The sequence below is a fragment of the Kribbella solani genome (assembly GCF_014205295.1).
GTDB classification, from domain to species: Bacteria; Actinomycetota; Actinomycetes; order Propionibacteriales; family Kribbellaceae; genus Kribbella; species Kribbella solani.
In genome coordinates this window covers 16,786-39,060 of the sequence record NZ_JACHNF010000001.1, presented here as the reverse complement: position 1 = coordinate 39,060, position 22,275 = coordinate 16,786, and the positions used below count along the sequence as shown (strand labels likewise).

Genomic DNA, 22,275 nt, shown 5'->3' with positions numbered 1-22,275 from the left:
TTCCGAGCGCAGGGGTCAGAGTGCCCGTGGATGCGAGGTCGCGTACACCTCTCGCAGCTTGTCGACAGTGACCAGCGTGTACACCTGCGTGGTCGTCACCGATGCATGCCCGAGCAGCTCCTGCACCACGCGGACATCCGCACCGCCGTCGAGCAGGTGCGTGGCGTACGAATGGCGCAGTGTGTGCGGGGAGATCTCCTGCGCGATGCCGGCGCGCTGTGCGGCTCTGCGCAACACGGTCCATGCGCTTTGCCGCGACAACCGCCCACCGCGCGCGTTCAGGAACAGTGCGGCCGTTCCGCGACCGCGCGACACCAAATCAGGCCGGCCACGGACCTGGTACGCCGACAAGGCCTCACGTGCGTACGAACCGACGGGTACTACCCGTTCTTTACTGCCCTTACCGCGCAGTAGCACCGCACCGGCGTCCAGGTCGATGTCATCGACGTCCAGCCCGACAGCTTCGGAGATTCGCGCGCCGGTGCCGTACAGGAACTCCAGCAGCGCCGCGTCGCGGGTAGCGAGCACAGCGGGCTCTGAATCAGCTCCAGCGGCCGCTGAGAGGATGCGCGTGACCTCGTCGACCGAGAGGGCCTTGGGCAATCGTTGTGGCGGCGTGGGCGGCTTGACGGCCGCGGCGGGGTCCACCGCGGTCAGTCCCTCGCGGACGCAGAACTTGTGGAACCCGCGGACCGCGACCACTGTCCGCCCCGCGCTGGACGCGGTCAGTGGCGGGTGGTCCGCGTCGCCCTCCCGCAGCCGCATCAGGAAGTCGCCGATGACCGCCTCGGTGATCGGGCCGAGCTCGTCGATGCCCACTTCGCGGAGGAAGCCGGTGTACCGGCGCAGGTCGCGCCGGTACGACGCCAGCGTGTTGGCGGCCAGGCCGCGTTCCACCGTGAGGTGGTCCAGGTAAGCGCCAACCGCACGGGCGATGCTCAGACCAGCACCTCGTCCAGCTTCAGCTGCGACAGGTCGTGGGCTTCCGCGACCGGACCGTACGTGACGTGGCCGTCGAACGTGTTCAGCCCGAGCGCCAGGCTGTGGTCCTGCTTCAGCGCCTCCCGCCAGCCCAGGTTCGCCAGCTCGATCGCGTACGGCAGCGTCACGTTGGTGAGCGCGTACGTGGACGTGTTCGGCACCGCGCCAGGCATGTTCGCGACGCAGTAGAACAGCGAGTTGTGCACCCGGTACACCGGGTCGGCGTGCGTGGTCGGGCGCGAGTCCTCGAAGCAGCCGCCCTGGTCGATCGCGATGTCGACCAGCACGCTGCCCGGCTTCATCCGGCGGACCATGTCGTTGGTGACCAGCTTCGGCGCCTTCGCACCGACCACCAGCACCGCCCCGATGACCAGATCCGCTTCCAGTACGGCCCGCTCGATCTCGTACGCGTTCGAGGCGATGGTCAGCAGGTGCCCCTGGTAGATCTGGTCGGCCTGCCGGAGGCGTGCGATGTTGCGGTCGAACAACTGCACCTGCGCCTGCATGCCGAGCGCGATGGCGGCCGCGTTCATCCCGGAGACACCAGCACCCAGGATGACCACGCGGGCCGGGTGTACGCCGGACACGCCGCCGAGCAGCACGCCACGGCCACCGCCCTGCGCCATCAGGTGGTACGCACCGGACTGTGGCGCGAGCCGGCCGGCCACCTCACTCATCGGCGCCAGCAACGGAAGCGATCCATCCGGAAGCTGCACCGTCTCGTAGGCGATGCCGGTGATACCGGACCGCAGCAGCGCTTCGGTGCAATCCTGGCTGGCGGCGAGGTGCAGGTACGTGAAGAGGACCTGGTCCTTGCGCATCCGGTGGTACTCCTCCGCCACCGGCTCCTTCACCTTCAGCACCAGCTCCGCGTCCGCCCAGACGTCGTCCGCGTTCGGCACGATCCGCGCCCCCGCCGCGACGAACTCCTGGTCCGGGATCAGTGAGCCGTCGCCGGCCCCCTGCTCGATCAGAACCTCGTGCCCGGTCCGCACGAACTCGTGCACTCCGGACGGGGTGATCGCCACCCGGTACTCGTGGTTCTTGACTTCCTTCGGAACTCCGACCTTCACAACTCGCCCTTCTTTCCCGATCCAGGTGTGCGGCGCACGTCGTTGTGTCCGCGGCCCGGCGCTCGAGGGGTGGTTGCCAGGTCGTTGCCGAGTGTATGCCCGAAGAGTTCATACCACCCGTCCGGATGGTCTGATCGAAATACCCACTGACGCGGCAGGAATTTTCACCGCGCGGCCGCGCCGGCCGGACGAATTCCGCACCGGCGGATTCGGGCCAGGTTCTTGACCGAAATCACTCGCGCTGCATAGCCTGTTCAAAAGCGGTGATTAAAACGTTTCAAAGCGCTCTTCCGTGCACAACCGGACAGAACCTGCCCGTTGCAGGTCGGCAAGCAGAGCACAGTCCAGAGAAGGGATCGCCATGCGCATCACGAGGTTGAGAGCGGTGTCCGGAGTCCTCGCACTGACCCTGGGCACCCTCGGGATCGCCGGCTGCGGCGGCGCGAAGGACGCGAAGTCCGGTGCCGCGAGCAAGCTCGTCTACTGGTCGATGTGGACCGAGGGCGAGGGCCAGCAGAAGGCGATCAAGGCGGCACTCGACGACTTCAGCGCCGAAACCGGAATCCAGGTCGACGCGCAGTGGGTCGGCCGTGAAGTCGGCAAGCAGGTGATCCCGCGGCTCACCGCGGGCAACCCCCCGGACCTGGTGGACGGTGGCACCGACCTGCTGACTTCCTACGGTAGTACGAATTTGCAGAACCTGACCGACGTCTACAAGTCGAAGATCCCGGGCGAGGACCTGACCGTCGGCGACTCGCTGATCAAGCCGATGCTGAAAGAGGTCTCCGGTACGGACGGCCCGCGGCTGGCGCCGTACAGCCTGGTCGGGTCGTCGGTCTGGTACAACCAGAAGGTCACGCCAGAGCTCAGCGAGCACCCGCCGAAGACCTGGGCCGAGTTCATCAAGGTGCTCGACAAACTGAAGGCGGCCGGCCGGACGCCGGTGGCGCTCGACGGCGACATCGCCGACTACGACGCGTACTGGGTGCTGTGGGCGCTGATGCGGACCGGCGGCCCGGGCACGATCGCCAACGCCGCGAAGGATTCGTCCGGCCAAGGCTTCGAAACGCCTGCGTGGAAACGCGGAACTGAAGCGATTCAACAGCTGATCAAGGGCGGATATTTCCCGAAAGGCTTCAACGGAACGAAGTTCCCGACGCAGCAGAGCGCGTGGGCCGATCAGACCAGCAAGACCAATCTGATCCTGATGGGCAGCTGGCTGCCGACGGAAGCGACCACGTCGCTGACCTCGCAGGGCAAGGACGTGAGCAAGCTGATTCAGTTCCGGTCCTTCCCGTTCCCGGCCATCTCGGACCAGGACAAGGGCGCCGGCGTCGTCGATGCCGGGCCGATCGGTTTCGCCGTACCGCGGAAGGCGCTGCACAAGGAGGCGGCGGACAAGTTCATCGCGTACTTCCTGGCCAAGAAGCAGCTCTCCCGGATCGCGACGGTCGCCAAGAGCATGCCGGCCCGGACCGACGTCACCCCGCCGCCGGACCTGGCCGGGTACGCCAAGGAGTTCGCGAACGCCACCGCCTTCTTCGGCACCAACGACGGGTTGTACAACTCGATGCCGAAGTGGGTCACCGACGTCTGGCAGCCCGCGGTGGTCGCCTTCTTCGAGGGCAAGACCGACGCGGCCGGCTTCCGGGCCGAGCTCTCGAAGCGAACCGCCGACTACCACAAGAACAACTAGAGGATCGCGGCCTGATGAGTCGAGTGATGGCGAGTCCCGCGGGTCTGGCCCCGCGGGTGCGCGCCCGGTCCGGCGGTTCGCCCGCCGAGCAGGGCCGCCGGAAGATCTACTGGCCCTTCATCACCCCCGCCTTGCTGTTCTACGTCGGCTTCTTCGTACTGCCGGCGCTGTACGGGGTCTGGGTGAGCTTCGTGAAGTGGCGCGGGATGGGTGATCCGCAGGTCTTCGTCGGGTTCGGGAACTACCGGCGGATGTGGCGCGACGACAGCTTCCGGATGGCGTTCACCAACACGATCACCATCCTGATCGTCTGTGGCATCGGCGTCTTCGCCTGTGCCTTCCTGATCTCCTCGGTGCTGCGGGAGCTGAAGCTCGGCCCGGTGCTGCGGACGATCATGTTCGTGCCGCACCTGCTGTCGCCGATTGCCGTCGGCATCGGTCTGGGGCTGCTGCTGTCGCCGGACGGTCTGCTGAACGCGACGTTGCGGCTGGCCGGGCTCGGGTCGGCCGCCCAGCTCTGGCTGACGCCGGACTGGATCTTCAAGATGATCCTGATCGCCACGATCTGGGGATCGACCGGGTACTACGTGATGCTGATGGCGTCGGCCATCGGCCGGATTCCCGCGTACTACTACGAGCAGGCGGCGCTCGACGGCGCCGGCCGGTTCCGGGCCTTCCTGCACGTCACCCTGCCACTCACCTGGGACCTGGTGTCGGTCACGGCGGTGCTCTGGATGATCAGCGCGATCCGCATCTTCGAGTTCGTCTACGGTCTCGTCGGCACCGGCGCGAATCCCCCGCCGCAGGCACGCACGATGACCATCGAGGTGTTCCTGACCACCACCGGAGGCGCGCCCGCGCAGTACGACATGGGGCTCGGCTCCGCGATGGCCGTGGTGATGGTCCTGATGACACTTGTCCTCGTGGTGGCCGTCCGGCGTTTCATGCGTCGCGAAGCCTTGGAGTTCTGAGATGGCCAGTCCTGTCGGAGTCGTCCGTTCCGCGGTTGTTCCCCGGGTGCTCTGGGCGCTGTGTGTCGCCTTCGTCGTCGGCTGGGCCGCGTTCAACGTCGCGCTGCTCGGCTGGGTGATCCTCGGATCGTTCCGCGGTGGGTCCGCGGTGTTCACCAAGCCGTTCGCGCTGCCGGAGGTCTGGTCCTTCAGCAACTATGTCAGTGCGTGGGTGACGTCGAAGCTGGGCGTCGGGTTCCTGAACTCGGTCCTGCTCGTCGGTCTGGGTTCGGTGTCCGTGGTCGGCCTCGCGGCACTCGCGGCGTACCCACTCTCGCGGACCGGGATGCGGAGCGCCGGGCCGGTCACCACGCTGTTCGCGATGGGACTCGGCATCCCGCTGCAGATCATCATCGTTCCGCTGTTCGTTTTCATGAACGCCATCAGCAACGCCGCCTACCAGGCCTTCGGCTGGTGGGACAGCCGGATCAGCCTCTACATCCTGTACGTCGCGACGTCGTTGCCGTTCGCCGTCTTCCTGCTGACCGGCTTCTTCCGGTCGCTGCCGACCGAACTGGAAGAGGCGGCCGCGCTGGACGGCGCCGGGCCGTTCCGGACCTTTCGCCAGATCATGTGGCCGCTGGCCCGGCCCGGGATCACCACCGCGATGCTGCTCACCGGCCTCGGCCTGTGGAACGAAACGCTGCTCGCCCTGGTCTTCATCACCGACGACCAGCAAGGCACGTTGCCGCGGGCGCTCCTGGGTCTGTACAGCACGATGCAGTACACCTCGAACTGGGGCGGACTGTTCGCCGGCATCGTGATCGTGGTGGTGCCGACCATCGTTCTGTACGTCGCGCTCGGCCGCCGCATCGTCGAGGGCATGACCTTGGGCTCCGTCAAGTGATCAGCTCACCATCCGCTCCCAATCCGTTGAGGAATCACCGTGAACCGTGACCGCGAGCCGCTCCGGGCCACTCCGGCCGGCTGGAAGCAGCCTGCCGTACTGCCGGCGATGAGCAACGAGATCGACCAGCACGACCGCTACCAGGTCACCAGCCGATGGATGCTGGTCGACGGTGTGCCCTCGATCCCCGTCGCGGCCGAGTTGCATTTCAGCCGTACTCCCCGCGAGCGCTGGGACGAGCGGCTCCGGCTGCTGCGCGCGGCCGGAGCCACCGAGGTGTCGACCTACATCTACTGGAATCACCACGAGGAGGACCGCGGGCAGCTTCGGTTCGACGGCAATCGCGATCTCGCCGCCTTCATCCGGCTCGCCGGCGAGATCGGCCTGGGCGTCATCCTGCGGGTCGGGCCGTGGTCCCACGGCGAGGCCCGCTACGGCGGATTCCCGGACTGGGTCCAGCATTCCGGCGCCACGTTGCGGACCGACGATCCGCGCTACCTGGATCTGGTCGAGGGGTGGTTCGGCGTGCTCGGCGAGGTCGCCGGACCGTACTGTGGCCCGCGCGGAACCGTCGTCGCCATCCAGATCGAGAACGAGCTCGTCGACCGCCCGCACCACATCCACACCCTCAAGCGGATGCTGCGAGCGGCCGGGCTCTCGGCTCCACTGTGGACCTCGTCCGCCTGGGGCAGCGCCCAGCTGCCCGGCCAGGAAGTCATTCCGTTGTACGGCGGCTATCCGGACGGTTTCTGGATGGAACACGACGCGCCGTGGGACGACAGTTTCCGCGCGCACTTCTTCTTCTCCAGCCACTGGGACGACACGATGCTGGGCGCGGACGTCCGGGCGCAGCAGGGCACGCATTCGGTCACCGACGGCGCGGCCCCGACCTCGGCGCTGTTCCCGATCGTGACCTGTGAGCTCGGCGGTGGCATGGCCGGGTCCTATCACCGCCGGCCGTGGCCGTCCGCGCTCGACGTCGCGGCGATCTCCAACAACGCGCTCGGCAGCGGATCGGGCTGGCAGGGGTACTACATGTTTGCCGGCGGCACCAATCCGGCGGGAGCCGACGGCCTGCAGGAGAGCCATGCGACCGGCTATCCGAACGACCTGCCGCGGTTCGACTACGACTTCCATGCACCGATCGGAGCATCCGGAAGGATCGCGCCGAGCCTGGGTCCGTTGCGCCGTCAGCACGCGGCCCTCGCCGCGTTCGGTACGGCCCTGGCGCAAATGCCACCGTCGTTCCCCGAGATCGTCCCCAGCGGGGTCGAGGACGCGACGACCTTGCGCTGGGCGCTCCGCAGCGATGGAGCGAGCGGCTTCGTCTTCATCGGCTGGCACCAGCCCGAGGTCCCCCTCGACGACTATCGCGGTGCCCAGTTCGAGATCCGGCTCCGCGACGAAACTGTCAGCTTCCCGCCGGTGCCGGTGGACATCCCGGCCGGGACGGTGACCCGCTGGCCAGTACACCTGGAGGTCGGCGGCGTACGCGTGCGGTGGGCCACGGCGTCGCCGTTGACCGTGCTCGATGGTCAGCGATCGACGCTGGTGCTGACCGCGGATCACGGCATCGATCCTCAGCTGGCGTCCACGGACGGGGAGGTCCTCCGCGCGGCGGACGGCCGGCCGCTGGACGACGGCAGCGGCTTCGTCGTCGAGGTCGCGCGGGACGAAGCGAGCATCGATGTACTGGTGCTGAATGCGGAGTGCGCCGACGACGCCTGGGTCATCGACCGGCCCAACGGCGCGCCCTGGAGCAGTCCGGCGAGTCACCGTGAGCGGCAACTGCTGCTGAGCAAGGCGCCGTTGTGGACCGAGGCGGACGGCGGGCTGCGCCTGCGCGCGAGCGAGACGCCAGCGGTTCGGCGGTACGAGCCCGCACTGCGGACTTTCGTGTCCGTGCCAGTCGAGCTCGCCGGTCCACCGCCGAGGATCGGTGCGGTCGAGGCCCGGCTCGACCGCAAGCCGGACCTTGAGTACCGGACGTACGGATTCCGTGACCGGCGGGCATCGGCGCCCCGCAACGAGGACTTCCTGGCCGGCGCCGCCGAGTGGACCTTGCAGCTGCCGAGCTGGTTCGGCGAGTACGGGGATCTGGTGGAACTCGAGGTGGACTGGACGGGCGACGCGGCCCAGCTGTGGCTTGACGGCTCCCCGGTCGCGGATCGTTTCTGGGACGGCTCGTTGTGGAGCTTCGATCTGTCCGCGGTGCCGGTACGGCCCGACTCCGAACTGGTCTTGAGGGTGCTGCCGTTGTTCCCAGCGGCACCGGTGTACCTTCCGGCCGGGGCCAGGTCGCGCAAGAATGACGCCACGGCGCCACTGTGCTCGGTCGACGGCATTCAGTTGATCGCCTCGACAGTGTGGTCGGAGCAGGCCCGATGACCGCCCGGCGCCCTCCGATCGCGGTTGGGCTGCGCGCCGCCGGCCGCGTCGATCCGATCGGTGTCCCAGATCGCTCACCACGCCTCAGCTGGAAGTTCCACGGCAGCCAGCCGCCTTCTTCGCTCCGGCTGCAGCTCGGGTCCGAACCGAACGGACACCCGGACCTGTACGACGGCGCGCTGCCGGCGGATGCGCACACGGCCGACTGGCCACTGGAGCCGCTGCGGTCCCGGCAGCGGGTGTGGTGGCGCGTCGTCGCGGCGATCGACGGCGGCACACCGGTACCGAGCCTGGACGCGTGGATCGAGGCAGGACTCTGGGATGCGTCGGAGTGGGAGGCAGCAGCGATCACTCATGCCGCCTGGCTCGACCCGGCGCGGACAGAGCCGGCCTCGCTGCCGGAAGTCGAGACCGAATTCACCGTCGCGGCGGACATCGTCAGCGCGCGGATGTACCTGAGCGGCGCGGGCGTCGTCGTACCGCTGATCAACGGCCGCCCGGCGATCGACGCCGAGCTCGAGCCTGGTTATTCGGCGCTGCACCGTTCGATACCGGCGGCCGCGTGGGATGTCACCGACTCGATCAGGGCCGGACGCAACGAACTGCGGCTGAGCCTCGGTGGCGGTATCGCCTGGGTGCCCCGGATCCCCAGCCGGTACACGAAGTTCACTGCCGGACACGTGCCGTACGCGCGGGTGCGGCTCGAGCTCGTCGATGCTGAAGGCCGGCGTCAGTCGATCTGCTCCGGCAGCGGATGGCAGGCCAGGCTGGGACCGACGCGGACCGCGCACTGGTTCGGTGGCGAGGATCATGATCCCCGAGCGGCCGGCGACTGGTCGCCCGCGGTCGAGGTCGACACCGGGGACCAGCAGATCTTCTGGCGGTCCGCACCGCCGATCCGGGTGATCGAGCAGGTCCGGCCGGCTTCGGTCGAGCGGCGCGCCGACGGCAGCCGGGTGATCGACTTCGGCGTGAACCTGGCCGGCCGGCCGCGGCTCGACCTCCGGGCCGCCGTCGCTGGTACGCCGATCACGCTCCGGCCGGGCGAGTTGCTGGGCTCCGACGGCCTGCCCCAGCAGATCACGACCGGTGGCCCGATCTGGGACAGCATGGTGCCGACGGCAACAACCGCGAGCTGGCACCCCGCCTTCGTGTATCACGGCGCCCGGTACTGGCACGTCGAGGGACTGTCGGAGCAGGAACCCGATTCGGCGCTCCGGTTCGACGTCATGCGTACGGACAACCCGGCAGCCGGGAGTTTCGTCACCAGCGATCCCTTCCTCGATCGGCTGCACCGCATGATCGATCGCGCGGTGCAGGGCAACATGTACTCGGTCTTCACCGACTGCCCGCACCGCGAGAAGCTCGGCTGGCTCGAGCAGCTGTACCTGTGTTTCGCCCCGCTGGCGCGCAACTACGACGTACAGGCGCACCTCACAGACGCTGTCCGGCACATGATCGAGGCGCAGACCGAAGCCGGCCTGATCCCGAGTACTGCCCCGGAGCTGATCGTCTTCGACTTCGACGTGCACAAGGGCGACTCGACGGCGTTCCGCGACGATCCGAACTGGGGCCGGGCGATCATCGAGGTCCCGTGGCAGCTCTACCGGCACTACGCGGACACGGCAGTACTGCGGCGCGCGCTGCCGGCGATGGGTCGGTACCTGGAGCACCTCGAGTCGCGGGCGACCGCCGACGGGTTGCTGGACTTCGGTCTCGGCGACTGGATCGAGATCGACGACAGCACGCCACGGAATCTCGTCGCCACGCATGGCTGGGCCAGTTCCCTGCGTACGGCGGCCCGCGCGGCGTCCGTTCTCGGCGAGACGGCGCCGGCCGCGGACTGGCATCGCCGCGCTGACGAGACTTGGGCGCGGTTCAGATCGGCGTTCCGCGACGGGGCCGGGCAGTGGGGCACCGGAAGCCAGGCCAGCTGGGCATTCGCCTGGACCGCCGAGGGCATCGACGACGTCGAGCGCGAGGGCATCACCCGAGGTCTGCTGGCTGCCGTCGACCGCGCGGGTGGAGCCATCACCGTCGGCGAGATCGCGCTGCCGGCGCTCATCCGCGCGCTGACGGACAGTGGGAACGCGGCGATTCTGGACGCGATGATCCGCCGGACCGATGCGCCGGGCTACGGCGGGCAGGTCGAATCCGGCGCCACCGCGCTGACCGAGATGTGGGCGGGCCCGGCGGCGGGCCACCTGCCCGGCTCGCAGAACCACTTCATGCTCGGGGTGATCGACGACTGGATTCTCGGTGATGTGGCCGGGCTCCGGCAGGCCCCGGACTCGGCCGGGTGGGCGGAGATCGTCGTCCGGCCGCTGATTCTGGACACCGTGAACGATGCCACGGTCAGCTTCGACTCGCCCCGCGGACCGATCCGGACCGCCTGGTCGCGGCGCAGCTCCGGCACCGTCGAGCTCGAGGTTTCGGCGCCACCGACCGTACGGGTCCGGATCGAGACCGATCCCGACGTGAAGGTGATCCAGCCCCGAGCCTGAGAGCGCGGGCCCGGAGAGTTCATACCACCCGTTCTGATGGTCTGATCGAGAAGCCCTTTGACGCGGCAGGAATCATTGACGGGTAGTCCTGGTTGTCAGAGATGCTTGGCATCGGCACCCGTCCGCCCCGGGGCGTCCGATGCTGCGGGTCATCGACGAGAGGAGCAGGCGTGGCGGTGGAACTGGGACGGTTCGGGGTCTGGCACGGACCACAGCATTTCGGTCCGGAGCTGGCGGCGGGGATCGAGCGGGCAGGGTACGGCACGCTGTGGCTGGGCGCGTCCCCGGACACCGGCCTGCGCGACGCCGAGGTGTTGCTGGCCGCAACGAACTCGATCGCCGTCGGTACCAGCATCGTGAACATGTGGAAGTCTCCGGTGGCCGAGGTGGCGGCGTCGTACCACCGGCTCGAGGACGAGCACCCGGGCCGGTTCCTGCTCGGCGTCGGGATCGGGCACCGGGAGCTCAACAACGACTACCGGTCGCCGTACGAGGTGATCGTGCGGTACCTGGACGAGCTCGACGACGCGAAGGTACCGGAGGACCGCCGGGCGCTGGCCGCGCTCGGGCCGAAGGTCGTGCACCTCGCCGGGACGCGGACGGCCGGCGCGCTGCCGTACCTGACCACGCCTGAGCACACCAAGGAGGCCCGCCGGATTCTCGGCGGCGGGGTGCTGCTCGCGCCCGAGCAGATGGTGGTGCTGGAGACCGATCCGGAGATCGCCCGAGCCACGGCGCGGGACCGGCTGTCGTCGTACCTGCAGCTGAGCAACTACACCAAGAGCTTCGAGCGGCTCGGGTTCGGCCCCGACGACCTGGCCGGCGGCGGCAGCGACCGGCTCGTCGACGCGCTGGTGCTGCACGGCTCCGCGGTCGACGTGGCGGCCGGTCTGCGCGCGCACCTGGAGGCAGGCGCGGACCATGTCGCGATCCAGCAACTGGGCAAAGAGGGGATGGACCTACTGCCCGGGTACGAAGCGCTCGCGACTGTACTGGGGATCTAGCTAGCTGGGGTGTCCGACCGGCAGCGGCAGGATGGGGGCTCCTGGCAACGTTCGCCACGGCCCCCAGCCACTGCTGGGTGCAAACTGGATGCGTTCGCGCAGTACGCCGTCCGGTGCGACGGCGAAGACATGCTGGCGGCCGCTCGCGTCCACGATGACAGTGGGGCTTGCCGCGACCGGCTGTGAGTCGAACACCTCACTGTTGCTCCACGCACCGCTGGTTGGAGTGGTCTGCCAGCGGTGCGTGATCTGCGCGCCACCGGGCGGGATGCAGAACATCTCCAACCGGCCGTCCGCGTTCACGGCAGTGCGCGCGGAAGCATCCGCCCACGAGTCGGCCAGCTGCCAACCAGCCCAGCCACCACTCGGTACCGTCTGGACTCGCCTATGTACGCCAGTACTCACCGGTGCGAGTGCGAACACGTTGAGCAGTCCACGCCCGTCGCGGTTGACCGTACTGAGTGCGGCTGCCGGACCGCCGAAGCCAGTGTCCCAGGAGCTCCAGCCACCGTTCGGTACGTTCTGCCAGCGGTGCGCGACGTACGCACCGCCTGGACCGAGTGCGAACACCTCCATCCGGCCGTCGGCATTGACGCCTACGACAGGCGGCGCACCGGCTGCGCCACCGAAGCTCTCCCAGTCACTCCAGCTCGCCGAACCGCCACCGTTCTGCCAGCGGTGCGTGATGTACGCACCGGCTGGCCCGAGTGCGAACACCTCCAGGCGGCCATCGGCATTGCGTGAGACGGCCGGTGCGGCACCAGCTGCTCCACCGAACACCTCCCAGTCACCCCAGGTCCCGTCAGCTCGCTGGACGCGATGAATCAGACCCTGGTCCTTCGCGACTGTGAACAGCTCCAACCGTCCGTCGGTGTTGCGGCCGACTGTTGGCACTGTGGTCACTTCGTCGCTGAACAACTCCCAGTCGCCAGGTAGTACGCGTCTGACGATCCGGTGGTTGTTGTCGAGGGCAAACAGCTCTATGGCGCCCTGTGGGTTCAGTCCGGCAGCCGGGTTGTCCAGGCTGTGCCAGACCGGCGGCGTACTGCGCCACTGCAAGTCAGCGAGGTAGACGCCGTGCTGGAACGACCCGGCGCCCGTGACGCGATCACCAACAACCTCTATGGCATGAGCAGGTACGTGACCGGCGTAGCTGGCGAGCTGGAAGTTGAACGGGTCGGTGCTGCGGAACACATCCGTACCGACGTACCCGAAGCGCGGGCCGATGAACAGGTAGTACGTGCCGTCGCGCTGCACCACAACCGGAGACTCGGTGACTGACGCGTTGGAGTCAGTACTCGGGTCAGTGAAGACAGTCCGTGGTGCACTCCAGTGGATCAGGTCAGTACTTGTACGTGCCGCGACGATGTGGTTCGACTGCCAGTTGGCCAGCTCGCAGTAGTACATGACCCACTGGTTGCCGATGCGGGTGACAAACGGGTCACGTGCGACCAGCCCGCGGAACACCGGCCCTTGTGGAATTCGCGTCCAGTTGAACAGGTCGGTGGACGTAGCCAGGTTGATCGCACAGCCGCTACCGCCGGCCGCGTAGAACATGTAGTACGTACCAGCGTTCTCGATGACATGCGGTGCCCACAGGTGCTCTTCACTGAAGTAGTTCGGGTCAACGCTCAGCGCGTACGGCTGTGTGGTCCAGGGACCGTCCAGCGCCGGAGCGGTCGCATGGGCGAAGTGGATCTCCGCGTTGCCGCCGGGGAAGCTACCGGGCGGAGCGGAGTTGCCGATGATCCCGTACAGGTGCCAGGTGCCGTCGCGGCCCTGGATCACGCAGTGGTCGTTCAGGTACTCGTACGGCGGGCCGCCCGGCGTCGGATCGTACACATGCTTGAACGGCCCCGCCCCGACCCAAGTGAGCGCCGCCGTGCTCGCGGCCGCACTCACGGGAGGCAGTCCGGTCAGTGCTCCGGCCGCGACTCCCAATCCACCCAGCACCACGGTCCGCCGCCTAGGCTCCATCATCCACCTCACGGGCTCCGTCATTCGGTGGCAAGAAATCGATTCCCCGCAGCGTGACCGCTCCCCCACGACGCCGTCAACCGCTGAAACGAGACCCGAAAAGCCGGCGCCGCTTGTCCACGCTTGCCCAGGTCCCGCGTACTCGGCAGAGTGCGGTCATGACCGATCTGCCTTCCGAGTACCACCGCCGGCTTCCGTACGGCGAGCGAGTCTCCGCCGAGCCACTTCTCGGCGGCCCGTTCTTCCCCTTCGAAGGTGACCTGCAGGTGGTCCCACTGGCCGATCCGGTGCTACCCGAACCGCCCCGCGCCGGCGAGGCCGGGACGAGCTGCGGGATCTGCGCCACCCCGGACCAGAACGCGATCTGGTCCGACGACCAGTGGGTCTTGCGGGCGCGCAGCGAGCTCAGCGGCCTGCCGCTGGTCGCGATGCTGGTGTCGCGGGAGCACTACCGGCTCGACAACCTGCCGCCGGAACTGACCGCGACCCTCGGCGTGATCATTCAGCGGGTGGCGAACGCGATCCAGGGCATCGACAGCGTCGCCCGTACCCACTTCAACCGCTGGGGTGACGGCAGCGAACACTTCCACGTCCACTTCCTCGCCCGGCCACTCGGCATGATGCAGCTCCGCGGCGCGATGATCGCCGCCTGGAACGAAATCCTGCCGCCGATCCCCAGCTCCGAACACACCACCAACACCCGCCAGGTAGCCACCACCCTCGCCAAGGCCGGCGGCACCGCCCACCTCAGCTGACCCCACCCACCACCTCAGATCCGGTCCTGAGGGAGTCGATCGGGTTGTCGGTCAGGCGTGGTCCTTGGCCGGCCAGGGGGCGTTGGCGGGGCGGAGGGTGCCGAAGCCTGGACCGTTCAGCGCGGTCCAGGCGGCCAGCGAGCCCATCACCAGGATCGGGTTCTGCAGGTGGCCGGCCAGGACCGCGCCGACCACGTCGATCAGCGGAGCCCAGACCGTCTCCATCTCCGCTTCCTCATGGACACGTTCGAACGCCTCGTCGGCCGGCGACAGGTCGCGGGCCAGGAAGATCCGCACCGCCTCGTCGGTCAGCCCGGGCGAGGTGAACGCGTCGACGAGAATCCGCCAGTCGGCAGCCTTGGTAGCGGTCTCCTCCCACAGCTCCCGCTCCGCGCCCAGGCGGTACTGCTCACCCTGCACGTCCAGCAGACCAGCCGGCGCCTCCAGCAGCTTGTAGCCGACCGGATGCCGGTACTGGCGTACGAGCAGCATCCGATTGTCCTGGTCGAGTGCAACCACTCCAACCGCACCCGGATGCACGACCACATCCCGTACGAACGACTCGCCGCCTGGCGGTTCGATCGTGTCGCGCCGTACCGAGATCACCCGGCCGGTCTCGTGCACCACCTGCGACGCGGAGACCGGCCAGTGCTCGGGCTGATCCGCCAGCCCGGCACCGAACCGCAGCTCAGGGTGCTCCGTCATCGAGCCGCTTCCACCTTGTCCTTGGCAGCGTCCTTGGGGTCCTTGGGGTCCTTGGCGGCAGGCTTCTTGGCCGGCTTCGGGTCCTCGACCGGCAGCCGGGACTCACGCTGCCGGTCCAGCGCGGCCGCGACCAGACCGGAGAACAGCGGGTGCGGCTTGGTCGGCCGGGACCGCAGCTCCGGGTGCGCCTGGGTGGCGACGAAGTACGGGTGTACGGACCGGTCCAGCTCGATGAACTCGACCAGCTCGTTGTCCGGCGACAGCCCGCTGAACACCAGCCCGGCAGTCTCCAGTTTGTCCCGGTACGCGTTGTTGACCTCGTAGCGGTGCCGGTGCCGCTCCTGCACCGACGGCGCGCCGTACAGCTCGCGGACGATCGACCCGTCGGCCAGGTTCGCCGGGTACAGGCCGAGCCGCATCGTGCCGCCCAGGTCGCCGGAGCCGTCGACGATGTGCTTCTGCTCCTCCATGGTCGCGATCACCGGCTGCTCGGCGTCCGGGTCGAACTCGGTCGACCCCGCCTGGTCCAGCCCGGCCAGGTCCCGCGCCACCTCGATCACCATGCACTGCAGGCCGAGACACAGCCCCAGGATCGGTACGCCCTGCTCACGCGCGTACCGGATGGCGCCGATCTTGCCCTCGATCCCGCGCACCCCGAACCCACCCGGGATGCAGATCGCGTCCACGTCACCGAGCAACCTGGCCGCCGCCTCGGGCGTGGCGCACTCGTCGGACGCGATCCAGCGCAGGTTCACCCGGGCGTCGTTGTCGAACCCGCCCGCGCGCAGCGCCTCGGCCACCGACAGGTACGCGTCCGGCAGGTCGATGTACTTGCCGACCAGCGCGACCGTCACCTCGTCCTTCGGGTGGTGTACGACCCGCAGCAGCTCGTCCCAGCGGGTCCAGTCGACGTCGCGGAACTGCAGGTTCAGCCGGCGCACGACGTACGCGTCCAGGCCCTCGGCGTGCACCACCTTCGGGATGTCGTAGATCGACGGCGCGTCCACGGCGGCCACCACGGCCTCGACGTCGACGTCGCACATCAGCGAGATCTTCCGCTTCACGCTGTCCGGGATCGGTCGGTCGGCGCGGCAGACGATCGCGTCCGGCTGGATACCGATCGAGCGCAGCGCGGCCACCGAGTGCTGGGTCGGCTTGGTCTTCAGCTCACCGCTCGGCGCCATGTACGGCACCAGCGAGATGTGCAGGAAGAACACGTTGTCCCGCCCGACGTCGTGCCGGACCTGCCGGGCCGCCTCCAGGAACGGCAGCGACTCGATGTCACCGACCGTGCCGCCGATCTCGTGCAGCACGACGTCGACGTCCGGGCCCGCCATCGCGAGCATCCGTTCCTTGATCTCGTTGGTGATGTGCGGGATCACCTGGACGGTGTCGCCCAGATACTCACCGCGCCGCTCCTTGGCGATCACGCTGGAGTACACCTGGCCGGTGGTGACGTTGGCGACCTGGGAGAGATCACGGTCCAGGAAGCGCTCGTAGTGGCCGATGTCGAGGTCGGTCTCGGCGCCGTCGTTGGTGACGAACACCTCGCCGTGCTGGAACGGGTTCATCGTGCCTGGATCGACGTTCAGATACGGATCCAGCTTCTGCATGGTGACCCGGATGCCCCGCGCCGTCAGCAGACTGCCGAGGCTGGACGCCGTCAGCCCCTTGCCGAGACTGGAGGCCACGCCACCGGTGACGAATACGTGCTTGGTCTGCTGGGAATTCGTAGCCCTGTCCACGGGCCTCCAGCCTACCTCTTGTCAAGCACCGGTCGCGACGAGACCCGCGTAGATGTCGAGCAGATTCTTCGCCACCGCGTCCTCGTCCATCCATCTGGCGGCCAGCTCCCGGCCTCGTGTCCGCATAGCGTTCGCCGTCTCCGGCTCGGCCAGCACCGCCCGTACGCCGTCCGCGAGACCGTCCGCGTCACCGGGAAACGCCAGTACGGCACTGTCGTCGACCAGCTCGGGTACGCCCCCGACCGCGGTCGTCACCACCGGTACGCCGACCTGCATCGCCTCTTGCACGACCAGCGCCCGCGCCTCCCAATGGGATGTGAGCAGGAACACATCGGCTGCCCCGAGCAGATCGGCCACATCGCCGCGGTGACCGAGCAGCCGGACCGGTAGCTTCTCCGCGTCGATCCGCGCCTGCAGGTTGTCCCGCAACGGACCGTCGCCGACTACCAGGAACACAGCGTTCGGTGTCGACTCGTGTACGCGCGCGGCGACCGACAGCAAGGTCGGGTAGTCCTTCTGCGGCGCCAGCCGACCAACCGTGAGCACTACAGGCTGATTGCCCAGTCCGAGCTCGTGGCGTACGTCAGCACGTGGCCTGCGCGCCCGTGACATCGCCGGAGCCGCTACGGGGGCCAACTGGGCGTTGCGGGCGCCAAGGCTCTTCGCCAGCTCCACGAGATCGCTGGAAGCACCCAGCGTCAGGTCAGCGCCCTTGGCAACCAGCCGCTGCCCCATCCGCATCACGAGCCCACGCGGACCCGGTGCGATCACCGCGTTGTGCCAGCTGACGACCAGTGGGCGCAGCCGCGACCGGTCCCGCAGCGCGGCCATGCCGGCGCGGTAGCCGTGCGCGTGGATCACGTCGGACCCACGCAGCCCAGCAGCCTGGGTGACCATGGTCGCCGGCCCGAAGTCAAAGTGCTCCGCGGTCCCAGGCGGCGCACTCACAACCACCTCATGCCCGGCACTGACGAACCGGGGCACGAGCGACGCGACATGCTGCCCGATGCCACCCCGCGACTCCGCGAGCAGCAGCCCGATCCTCATTGCGTCTCCCGTCGTAGTAGGGCACGGGTGCCGTTCCGGTCGAAGGCCATGGCGACACCGGCGTACACGACGACAGTGACCAAGCCGGAGAGGACCGCGAACACCAGTGCCTTGCCCACACCGCCGTTTCCAGCCGGCAGGGCGACCGCCCAGCTCGCGGCTCCGGCCAGTACGGCGCCGGCCAACCCGGCAAGCGTCGCACGACCGGACCCCGCGAGTACACCAGGTCCTGCTTCTCTTCGCAGTACGCCGAGCAGCACTACTGCACCGATGACCATGCCGACCGACATGGCGGCTGCCAGTGCCGGTACTGCGTCCCAGTACGACGTGAGCACCACACCGGCCAGTGCGACCACTACCCAGGCTGCTGACGTCACTACAGCCACCTCACGACCACAGTGCCGCGCGTACAGGACTCGGCCGACGTGCATGAGTACGGCGAACCCGATAGCTGCTGGCGCGAAGGCGATCAGTCCATTGCCCAGTGAAGTGGCTTTGGCTTCCTGTACGGCGCCATGGTCGTACGCGAAGATCCGCGCGACCGGTACCGCCGTACCGACCAGCAGAGCCGCCCCGGCACCACCAGCCAGCAGTACGGCACGGGTGGACGTTGCGGCGTAGTAGTCGAACCGCTCCCCTGACTCGAACGCAGACGCGAGCCGTGGGAACACCGCTGTGGTGATCGGAACTGCAAGCACGGCGTACGGCAGTAGGTAGACCGCATTCGCCCACGTGTAGATCGCGATGCTGCCGGCGGCGCCACGGTGGTTCGCCAAGTACGTGGTGACGATGAAGGTGAGCTGCTGCGCGACCAGTACTGCCAGACCAGCAAGTGCGAGCCGGCGCAGTACCGGGCCGACGCCTGGGTCCAAGCGCAGCGTGGGTTTGATCGGCAGTCGCAGGAGGAGCATTGGTACCAGGACTGTGAGTGCCAGCGCGAGCACGCCGGCCGTCGTACCCCAGGCGAGCAGGTCAGTGGCACTACGGTTCGCAGTGTCGGCGTCGGAGGCTACTGCCGCGAACACCAGGTAGGTAGCGACGACGACCAGACTGGAGATCAGTGGAGCCAGTGCACCGGCCGCGAAACGCTTGTGGGACTGGAGAACAGCCGTAGCGATCACTGCGACGGCGTAGCCGAACACCTGCGGTACGAAGATCACCAGCATCCGCGTCGCGGTCGCAGCCGAACCGGCGCACTCCGCGCCCGGGTCCAGCATCGTGTCGGTGTACTGCCCAGCGAGCACCCAAGCCAGTACGGCAACCGGTGCCAACAGAACGAACGACCAGGACAGCAACGCGCCGACGATCCGCCCCTGTGCTGCTCGATCGCCCCGTGCCACCGGACCGGCCAGCACCGGGATCACAGCACCCGCCAGCGCCCCACCGGCAACCACCTCGAACAGAATGTTCGGCAACTGGTTCGCTGTCGTGTACGCCTCGGCCAGACAGCCGGCACCCACGGTCTTCGAGAACACCAGCCACCGGCCGAACCCGACGACCCGTGCGAAAACGGTGACTACCGCAACCAGCAACGCGGCCCGGGCGATCCGACCGCCCCTAGAGGGCATGTGGAGTTCCTGCGCATGCCCTCTTTGTCACTTCGGTCGTCGACCCCATTGATCGATCTTGTCCAGGGCCGGGGTCTCGGCGATCACCTTGGTGAAGCTGACCTTCTCGCTGGCCAGGTTCAGGGCTACGACGGCCGCCAGGGCGAGAGTTTTCAGCGGGCGCGGCAGCGACGCGGCCAGCGCCGTGCCGGTGATCGCGCCGAGGCCGTTCGCGCCGCAGTCGCCGAGCATCGCGCGTTCACCGAGGTCGGCGGGCGCGGACGCGGCGGCAGCGCCGACGACGGCACCGGCCGGGCCGCTCACGACCGCAAGCGGAGCGTTCAGCGCGGTGACGGCCTTCAGCGCGCGACCCGGGCGCAGGTCCAGCAGGTTGGTCAGGTTCGCCGTGCCGGCGATCAGGGCGCCGTCGGCGACGACCCCGGCGACCGCCTTCACCCCGCGCGACTTACGCGGCAGCATCGCCGCGGCAGCCAGCCCGGCCGCGCCGACCCCGAGAATCTTCACCGCGCCGCTGGTCACCTCACCGCGCTTCAACGCGCTGAGATGACCACGAAACCCCTTCGCCTGGGTGGTTCCGCTCAGGTCGTCGTACGCGCCGACCGCGCCGGAGACCGCACCGGCGACCAGCGCCGCCGCCTTCACCTTGCCGCTGCCCCGGGAGGCGGCAACCCCGGCGAGCGCGCCGAGGACCGCGACCGGCCCTTCCAGCAGCGTCACCGTTTCACCGCGGTGGTTGGTCCGCTCGAACGGCGCCCGGTTCTCCTTCGGGAGCTGTTCCGCTGCCCGCTCCAGGCCCGCGGTGACGGCCGCCGAGAGGGCGGCGCTGAGTATTCCCACGTCAGTTGTCCTTCGTCTGTACGGCTGCCGGCGCGACGCCGTTCTTCGCGTTGATCGCGCCGTACTGCCCCGCCTTGCCGGTGACCTGCTCGGCCAGCGCGAAGACAACCGTCATCTGGCCGGCGGGAAGATCGGCCACGTCCACAGAGGAAACGATCTTGGTGGCGTCGGAGTCACTCCGCAAGGCCTTGACCAGTCCGCCGTCACCCGCGCTGGCCGGCGTACCCGCGACGACTACCCCACCGCTGCCCATGTCCAGGCCCTTGATGAAGTCGACCGCGTCGGTGTACGACGACGTGTCCGGCGCCGGCGACGGCGGGTCGGCAGCGACCAGCACGATCAGGCTGGACCGGTCCTTCACCGGCGACGGCTTCAGCGACAGCAGCTTCGCGCCGGTCAGCCCGCTGATCACCTTGGTCGAGTCCGCGTCCACGGACTTGCCCTCTTCCTTGGCCGCGACGCCGCGGGCCAGCAACAGCCCGGCCCGCTGGTACGTCGTGCTGTTCGGCGGGAAGTCCAGATCCGGCGTCACCAGCTGCTGGACCAGGGTCTCGACCAGCTGCCGCTGCCCGGTGTCGAACAGCTTCGAGTCCAGCGACACCTTGGTCGAGACCGTGCCACCGGCCTTCTCCAGCTCGCTCTGAACCGAGTCGCTCAGGTCGCTGTCCGCGCTGGGCATCGTGACGAGGGTGATCTTCTTGTTGTTCAGCTTGCCGTCGGTCAGCCCGGCGGTCACCTTGGCGACGTAGTCGTCGCGGTACTTGTCCAGGGCCTTCACCTGAACCAGCTCGGCGCGCGCGTCGGCGAGCTGCTGCCGGTCCTTGTCGGCCTGGGCCGCGACCAGTTCGCTGCCGGTGCCCTTCAGCGGGCCGGCGCCGAGCACCACACCGGCGCCCAGGGCGAAGAAGATCGCCACGATCGAGACGATGTGATAGCGAAAGTCGATCACGTGAAGAGCTCCCGGATCCAGTAGACGAAGTCGCTCCAGCGCGCCCGCAGGATCGACCACAGCACGTCGTCGGCACCGATGGCGATCATCGCCATCCCGACCGCGAACAGGCCGGCCACGATCAGCGCGACAACCTGGAACGTCGAGACCCGGCTGCGGTACAGCCGGCCGACGCCCTTGGCGTCCACCAGCTTGGCACCGACCCGCAACCGGGTGATGAAGGTGCTCGCCATCCCGGAGCGTCCCTTGTCCAGGAACTCCACCAGCGAGTTGTGAGTGCCGACCGCGACGATCAGCGAGGCACCCTTGGAGTCGGCCAGCAGCATCGCCACGTCCTCGCTGGTGCCGGTGGCCGGGAACTCGATCGACTCCACCCCGAGCCGCTCCAGCCGTTCCGAGCCGGGCGCGCGGCCGTCCCGGTACGCGTGCACGACCACCTCGGCGCCGCTCTTCAGCGTCTCGTCCTTGACCGAGTCCATGTCGCCGACGATCAGGTCCGGTACGTAGCCGTTCTCGACCAGGGCGTCCGCGCCACCGTCGACACCGATCAGCACCGGCCGGTACTCCCGGATGTACGGCTTCAGGGCGACCAGGTCGTCGCGGTAGTCGTACCCACGAACCACGATCAGGACGTGCTTGGCCTCCATCGGCGTGTGGATCTCGGGTACGCCGACGCCGTCCAGCAGCAGGTCCTTCTCGCGCCGCAGGTACTCCAGGGTGTTCGCGGTGAACGCCTCGAGCTGAGTGGAAAGCCCCGATCGGGCATCGTCCATCAGCTCGGCGACCGACTGGCTGTCCTGGCTCATGCCCTTCGCGACCACTTCCTGGCCGCGGTACAGGGTGCCTTCGTCCAGCCGGACCCGCTCGCCCTCGTGCAGGATCGAGAAGACCTCGCGGCCGACCCCGTCGACCAGCGGAATCCCGGCCTCGACCAGGATCTCCGGACCTAGGTTCGGGTAGCGGCCGCTGATCGAGTCGGCGACGTTCACCACCCCGGCGACCTTGCAGTCGACCAGCGCCTCGGCGCTGACCCGATCGAGATCGACGTGGTCGATGACCGCGATCTCGCCCGGTTTGAGGCGTTTGGTGAGATTCTTGGTACGCCGATCCAGCCGGACCACGCCGGTGACACCGGGCAGTTCAGTGGGTCGTGCTCTCCGCAGGCTGGGCAGTTTCATCGCACCCTCAT

The 22,275-nt window shown here is 68.4% G+C and carries 17 protein-coding genes; 7 read left to right on the top strand and 10 right to left on the bottom strand.

From position 1 onward, the window contains the following. Positions 1-15: 15 nt before the first annotated feature. Positions 16-942, bottom strand: coding sequence for a site-specific tyrosine recombinase XerD (gene xerD, locus HDA44_RS00150; RefSeq protein ID WP_184842596.1), 927 nt, complete (start codon positions 940-942; stop codon positions 16-18). Beyond that, positions 939-2,054 (bottom strand): alanine dehydrogenase, encoded by a 1,116-nt coding sequence (ald, locus tag HDA44_RS00145; protein ID WP_184830362.1) that lies wholly within the window; start codon positions 2,052-2,054, stop codon positions 939-941. Before ald ends, xerD begins: the two co-directional genes overlap by 4 nt. Positions 2,055-2,439: 385 nt before the next feature. Here ald and HDA44_RS00140 point away from each other — a divergent pair, with 385 nt between their 5' ends. From HDA44_RS00140 to HDA44_RS00115, 6 genes are all read left to right on the top strand, one after another. Further along, positions 2,440-3,750, top strand: coding sequence for an extracellular solute-binding protein (locus HDA44_RS00140; RefSeq protein WP_184830361.1), 1,311 nt, complete (start codon positions 2,440-2,442; stop codon positions 3,748-3,750). A gap of 14 nt (positions 3,751-3,764) precedes the next feature. After that, positions 3,765-4,721, top strand: coding sequence for a carbohydrate ABC transporter permease (locus HDA44_RS00135; protein WP_184830360.1), 957 nt, complete (start codon positions 3,765-3,767; stop codon positions 4,719-4,721). Between the two features lies 1 nt (position 4,722). Beyond that, positions 4,723-5,607 (top strand): carbohydrate ABC transporter permease, encoded by an 885-nt coding sequence (locus HDA44_RS00130; protein ID WP_184830359.1) that lies wholly within the window; start codon positions 4,723-4,725, stop codon positions 5,605-5,607. A 39-nt stretch (positions 5,608-5,646) separates the two neighbouring features. Then, positions 5,647-7,995: a beta-galactosidase gene (locus HDA44_RS00125; RefSeq protein WP_202887008.1), complete on the top strand. Its 2,349-nt coding sequence runs from the start codon at positions 5,647-5,649 to the stop codon at positions 7,993-7,995. After that, the gene (locus tag HDA44_RS00120) at positions 7,992-10,499 is read left to right on the top strand and encodes a family 78 glycoside hydrolase catalytic domain (protein WP_184830358.1); all 2,508 of its coding nucleotides are present in this window, start codon (positions 7,992-7,994) and stop codon (positions 10,497-10,499) included. The genes HDA44_RS00125 and HDA44_RS00120 overlap by 4 nt, the downstream gene beginning before the upstream one ends. A 170-nt stretch (positions 10,500-10,669) precedes the next feature. Beyond that, positions 10,670-11,503, top strand: a complete 834-nt coding sequence (locus HDA44_RS00115; protein ID WP_184830357.1) for a TIGR03620 family F420-dependent LLM class oxidoreductase — start codon at positions 10,670-10,672, stop codon at positions 11,501-11,503. Here the strand turns inward: HDA44_RS00115 and HDA44_RS00110 are convergent, their stop codons facing one another. Then, a complete protein-coding gene (locus HDA44_RS00110; protein WP_184830356.1) occupies positions 11,504-13,480 on the bottom strand; it encodes a DUF8189 domain-containing protein in 1,977 nt (658 codons plus the stop codon). Between the two features lie 158 nt (positions 13,481-13,638). Here HDA44_RS00110 and HDA44_RS00105 point away from each other — a divergent pair, with 158 nt between their 5' ends. After that, positions 13,639-14,235 carry an HIT family protein gene (locus HDA44_RS00105; protein ID WP_184830355.1) on the top strand — a complete coding sequence of 199 codons (597 nt, stop codon included), beginning with the start codon at positions 13,639-13,641 and terminating at the stop codon, positions 14,233-14,235. Between the two features lie 51 nt (positions 14,236-14,286). On the opposite strand, the gene HDA44_RS00100 is transcribed toward HDA44_RS00105, so the two are convergent. The 7 genes from HDA44_RS00100 to steA are packed head-to-tail and all read right to left on the bottom strand — an operon-like array spanning position 14,287 to position 22,264. Next, a complete protein-coding gene (locus tag HDA44_RS00100; RefSeq protein ID WP_184830354.1) occupies positions 14,287-14,940 on the bottom strand; it encodes an NUDIX domain-containing protein in 654 nt (217 codons plus the stop codon). After that, the gene (locus HDA44_RS00095; RefSeq protein WP_184830353.1) at positions 14,937-16,685 is read right to left on the bottom strand and encodes a CTP synthase; all 1,749 of its coding nucleotides are present in this window, start codon (positions 16,683-16,685) and stop codon (positions 14,937-14,939) included. The genes HDA44_RS00100 and HDA44_RS00095 overlap by 4 nt, the downstream gene beginning before the upstream one ends. Positions 16,686-16,706: 21 nt before the next feature. Continuing rightward, positions 16,707-17,732, bottom strand: a complete 1,026-nt coding sequence (locus HDA44_RS00090; RefSeq protein ID WP_184830352.1) for a glycosyltransferase family 4 protein — start codon at positions 17,730-17,732, stop codon at positions 16,707-16,709. Further along, on the bottom strand, positions 17,729-19,300 hold the full coding sequence (gene murJ, locus HDA44_RS00085) for a murein biosynthesis integral membrane protein MurJ (protein ID WP_184830351.1): 1,572 nt from the start codon (positions 19,298-19,300) through the stop codon (positions 17,729-17,731). The genes HDA44_RS00090 and murJ overlap by 4 nt, the downstream gene beginning before the upstream one ends. Positions 19,301-19,327: 27 nt before the next feature. Further along, positions 19,328-20,137, bottom strand: coding sequence for a hypothetical protein (locus HDA44_RS00080; RefSeq protein WP_184830350.1), 810 nt, complete (start codon positions 20,135-20,137; stop codon positions 19,328-19,330). A 1-nt stretch (position 20,138) separates the two neighbouring features. Then, entirely contained in the window at positions 20,139-21,086 is a 948-nt protein-coding gene (locus HDA44_RS00075) for a copper transporter (protein WP_184830349.1), read from the bottom strand. Next, the gene (gene steA, locus HDA44_RS00070; protein ID WP_184830348.1) at positions 21,083-22,264 is read right to left on the bottom strand and encodes a putative cytokinetic ring protein SteA; all 1,182 of its coding nucleotides are present in this window, start codon (positions 22,262-22,264) and stop codon (positions 21,083-21,085) included. Before steA ends, HDA44_RS00075 begins: the two co-directional genes overlap by 4 nt. Positions 22,265-22,275 lie beyond the last annotated feature (11 nt).

What these genes read in the sequence shown, in the direction of transcription:
- HDA44_RS00135 (WP_184830360.1), top strand. Translation starts at nt 3,765, where the DNA reads ATGAGTCGAGTGATGGCGAGTCCCGCGGGTCTGGCCCCGCGGGTGCGC.
- HDA44_RS00130 (WP_184830359.1), top strand. Translation starts at nt 4,723, where the DNA reads ATGGCCAGTCCTGTCGGAGTCGTCCGTTCCGCGGTTGTTCCCCGGGTG.
- HDA44_RS00120 (WP_184830358.1), top strand. Translation starts at nt 7,992, where the DNA reads ATGACCGCCCGGCGCCCTCCGATCGCGGTTGGGCTGCGCGCCGCCGGC.
- HDA44_RS00110 (WP_184830356.1), bottom strand. Translation starts at nt 13,480, where the DNA reads ATGGAGCCTAGGCGGCGGACCGTGGTGCTGGGTGGATTGGGAGTCGCG.
- HDA44_RS00105 (WP_184830355.1), top strand. Translation starts at nt 13,639, where the DNA reads ATGACCGATCTGCCTTCCGAGTACCACCGCCGGCTTCCGTACGGCGAG.
- HDA44_RS00100 (WP_184830354.1), bottom strand. Translation starts at nt 14,940, where the DNA reads ATGACGGAGCACCCTGAGCTGCGGTTCGGTGCCGGGCTGGCGGATCAG.
- HDA44_RS00090 (WP_184830352.1), bottom strand. Translation starts at nt 17,732, where the DNA reads ATGAGGATCGGGCTGCTGCTCGCGGAGTCGCGGGGTGGCATCGGGCAG.
- murJ (WP_184830351.1), bottom strand. Translation starts at nt 19,300, where the DNA reads ATGCCCTCTAGGGGCGGTCGGATCGCCCGGGCCGCGTTGCTGGTTGCG.
- steA (WP_184830348.1), bottom strand. Translation starts at nt 22,264, where the DNA reads ATGAAACTGCCCAGCCTGCGGAGAGCACGACCCACTGAACTGCCCGGT.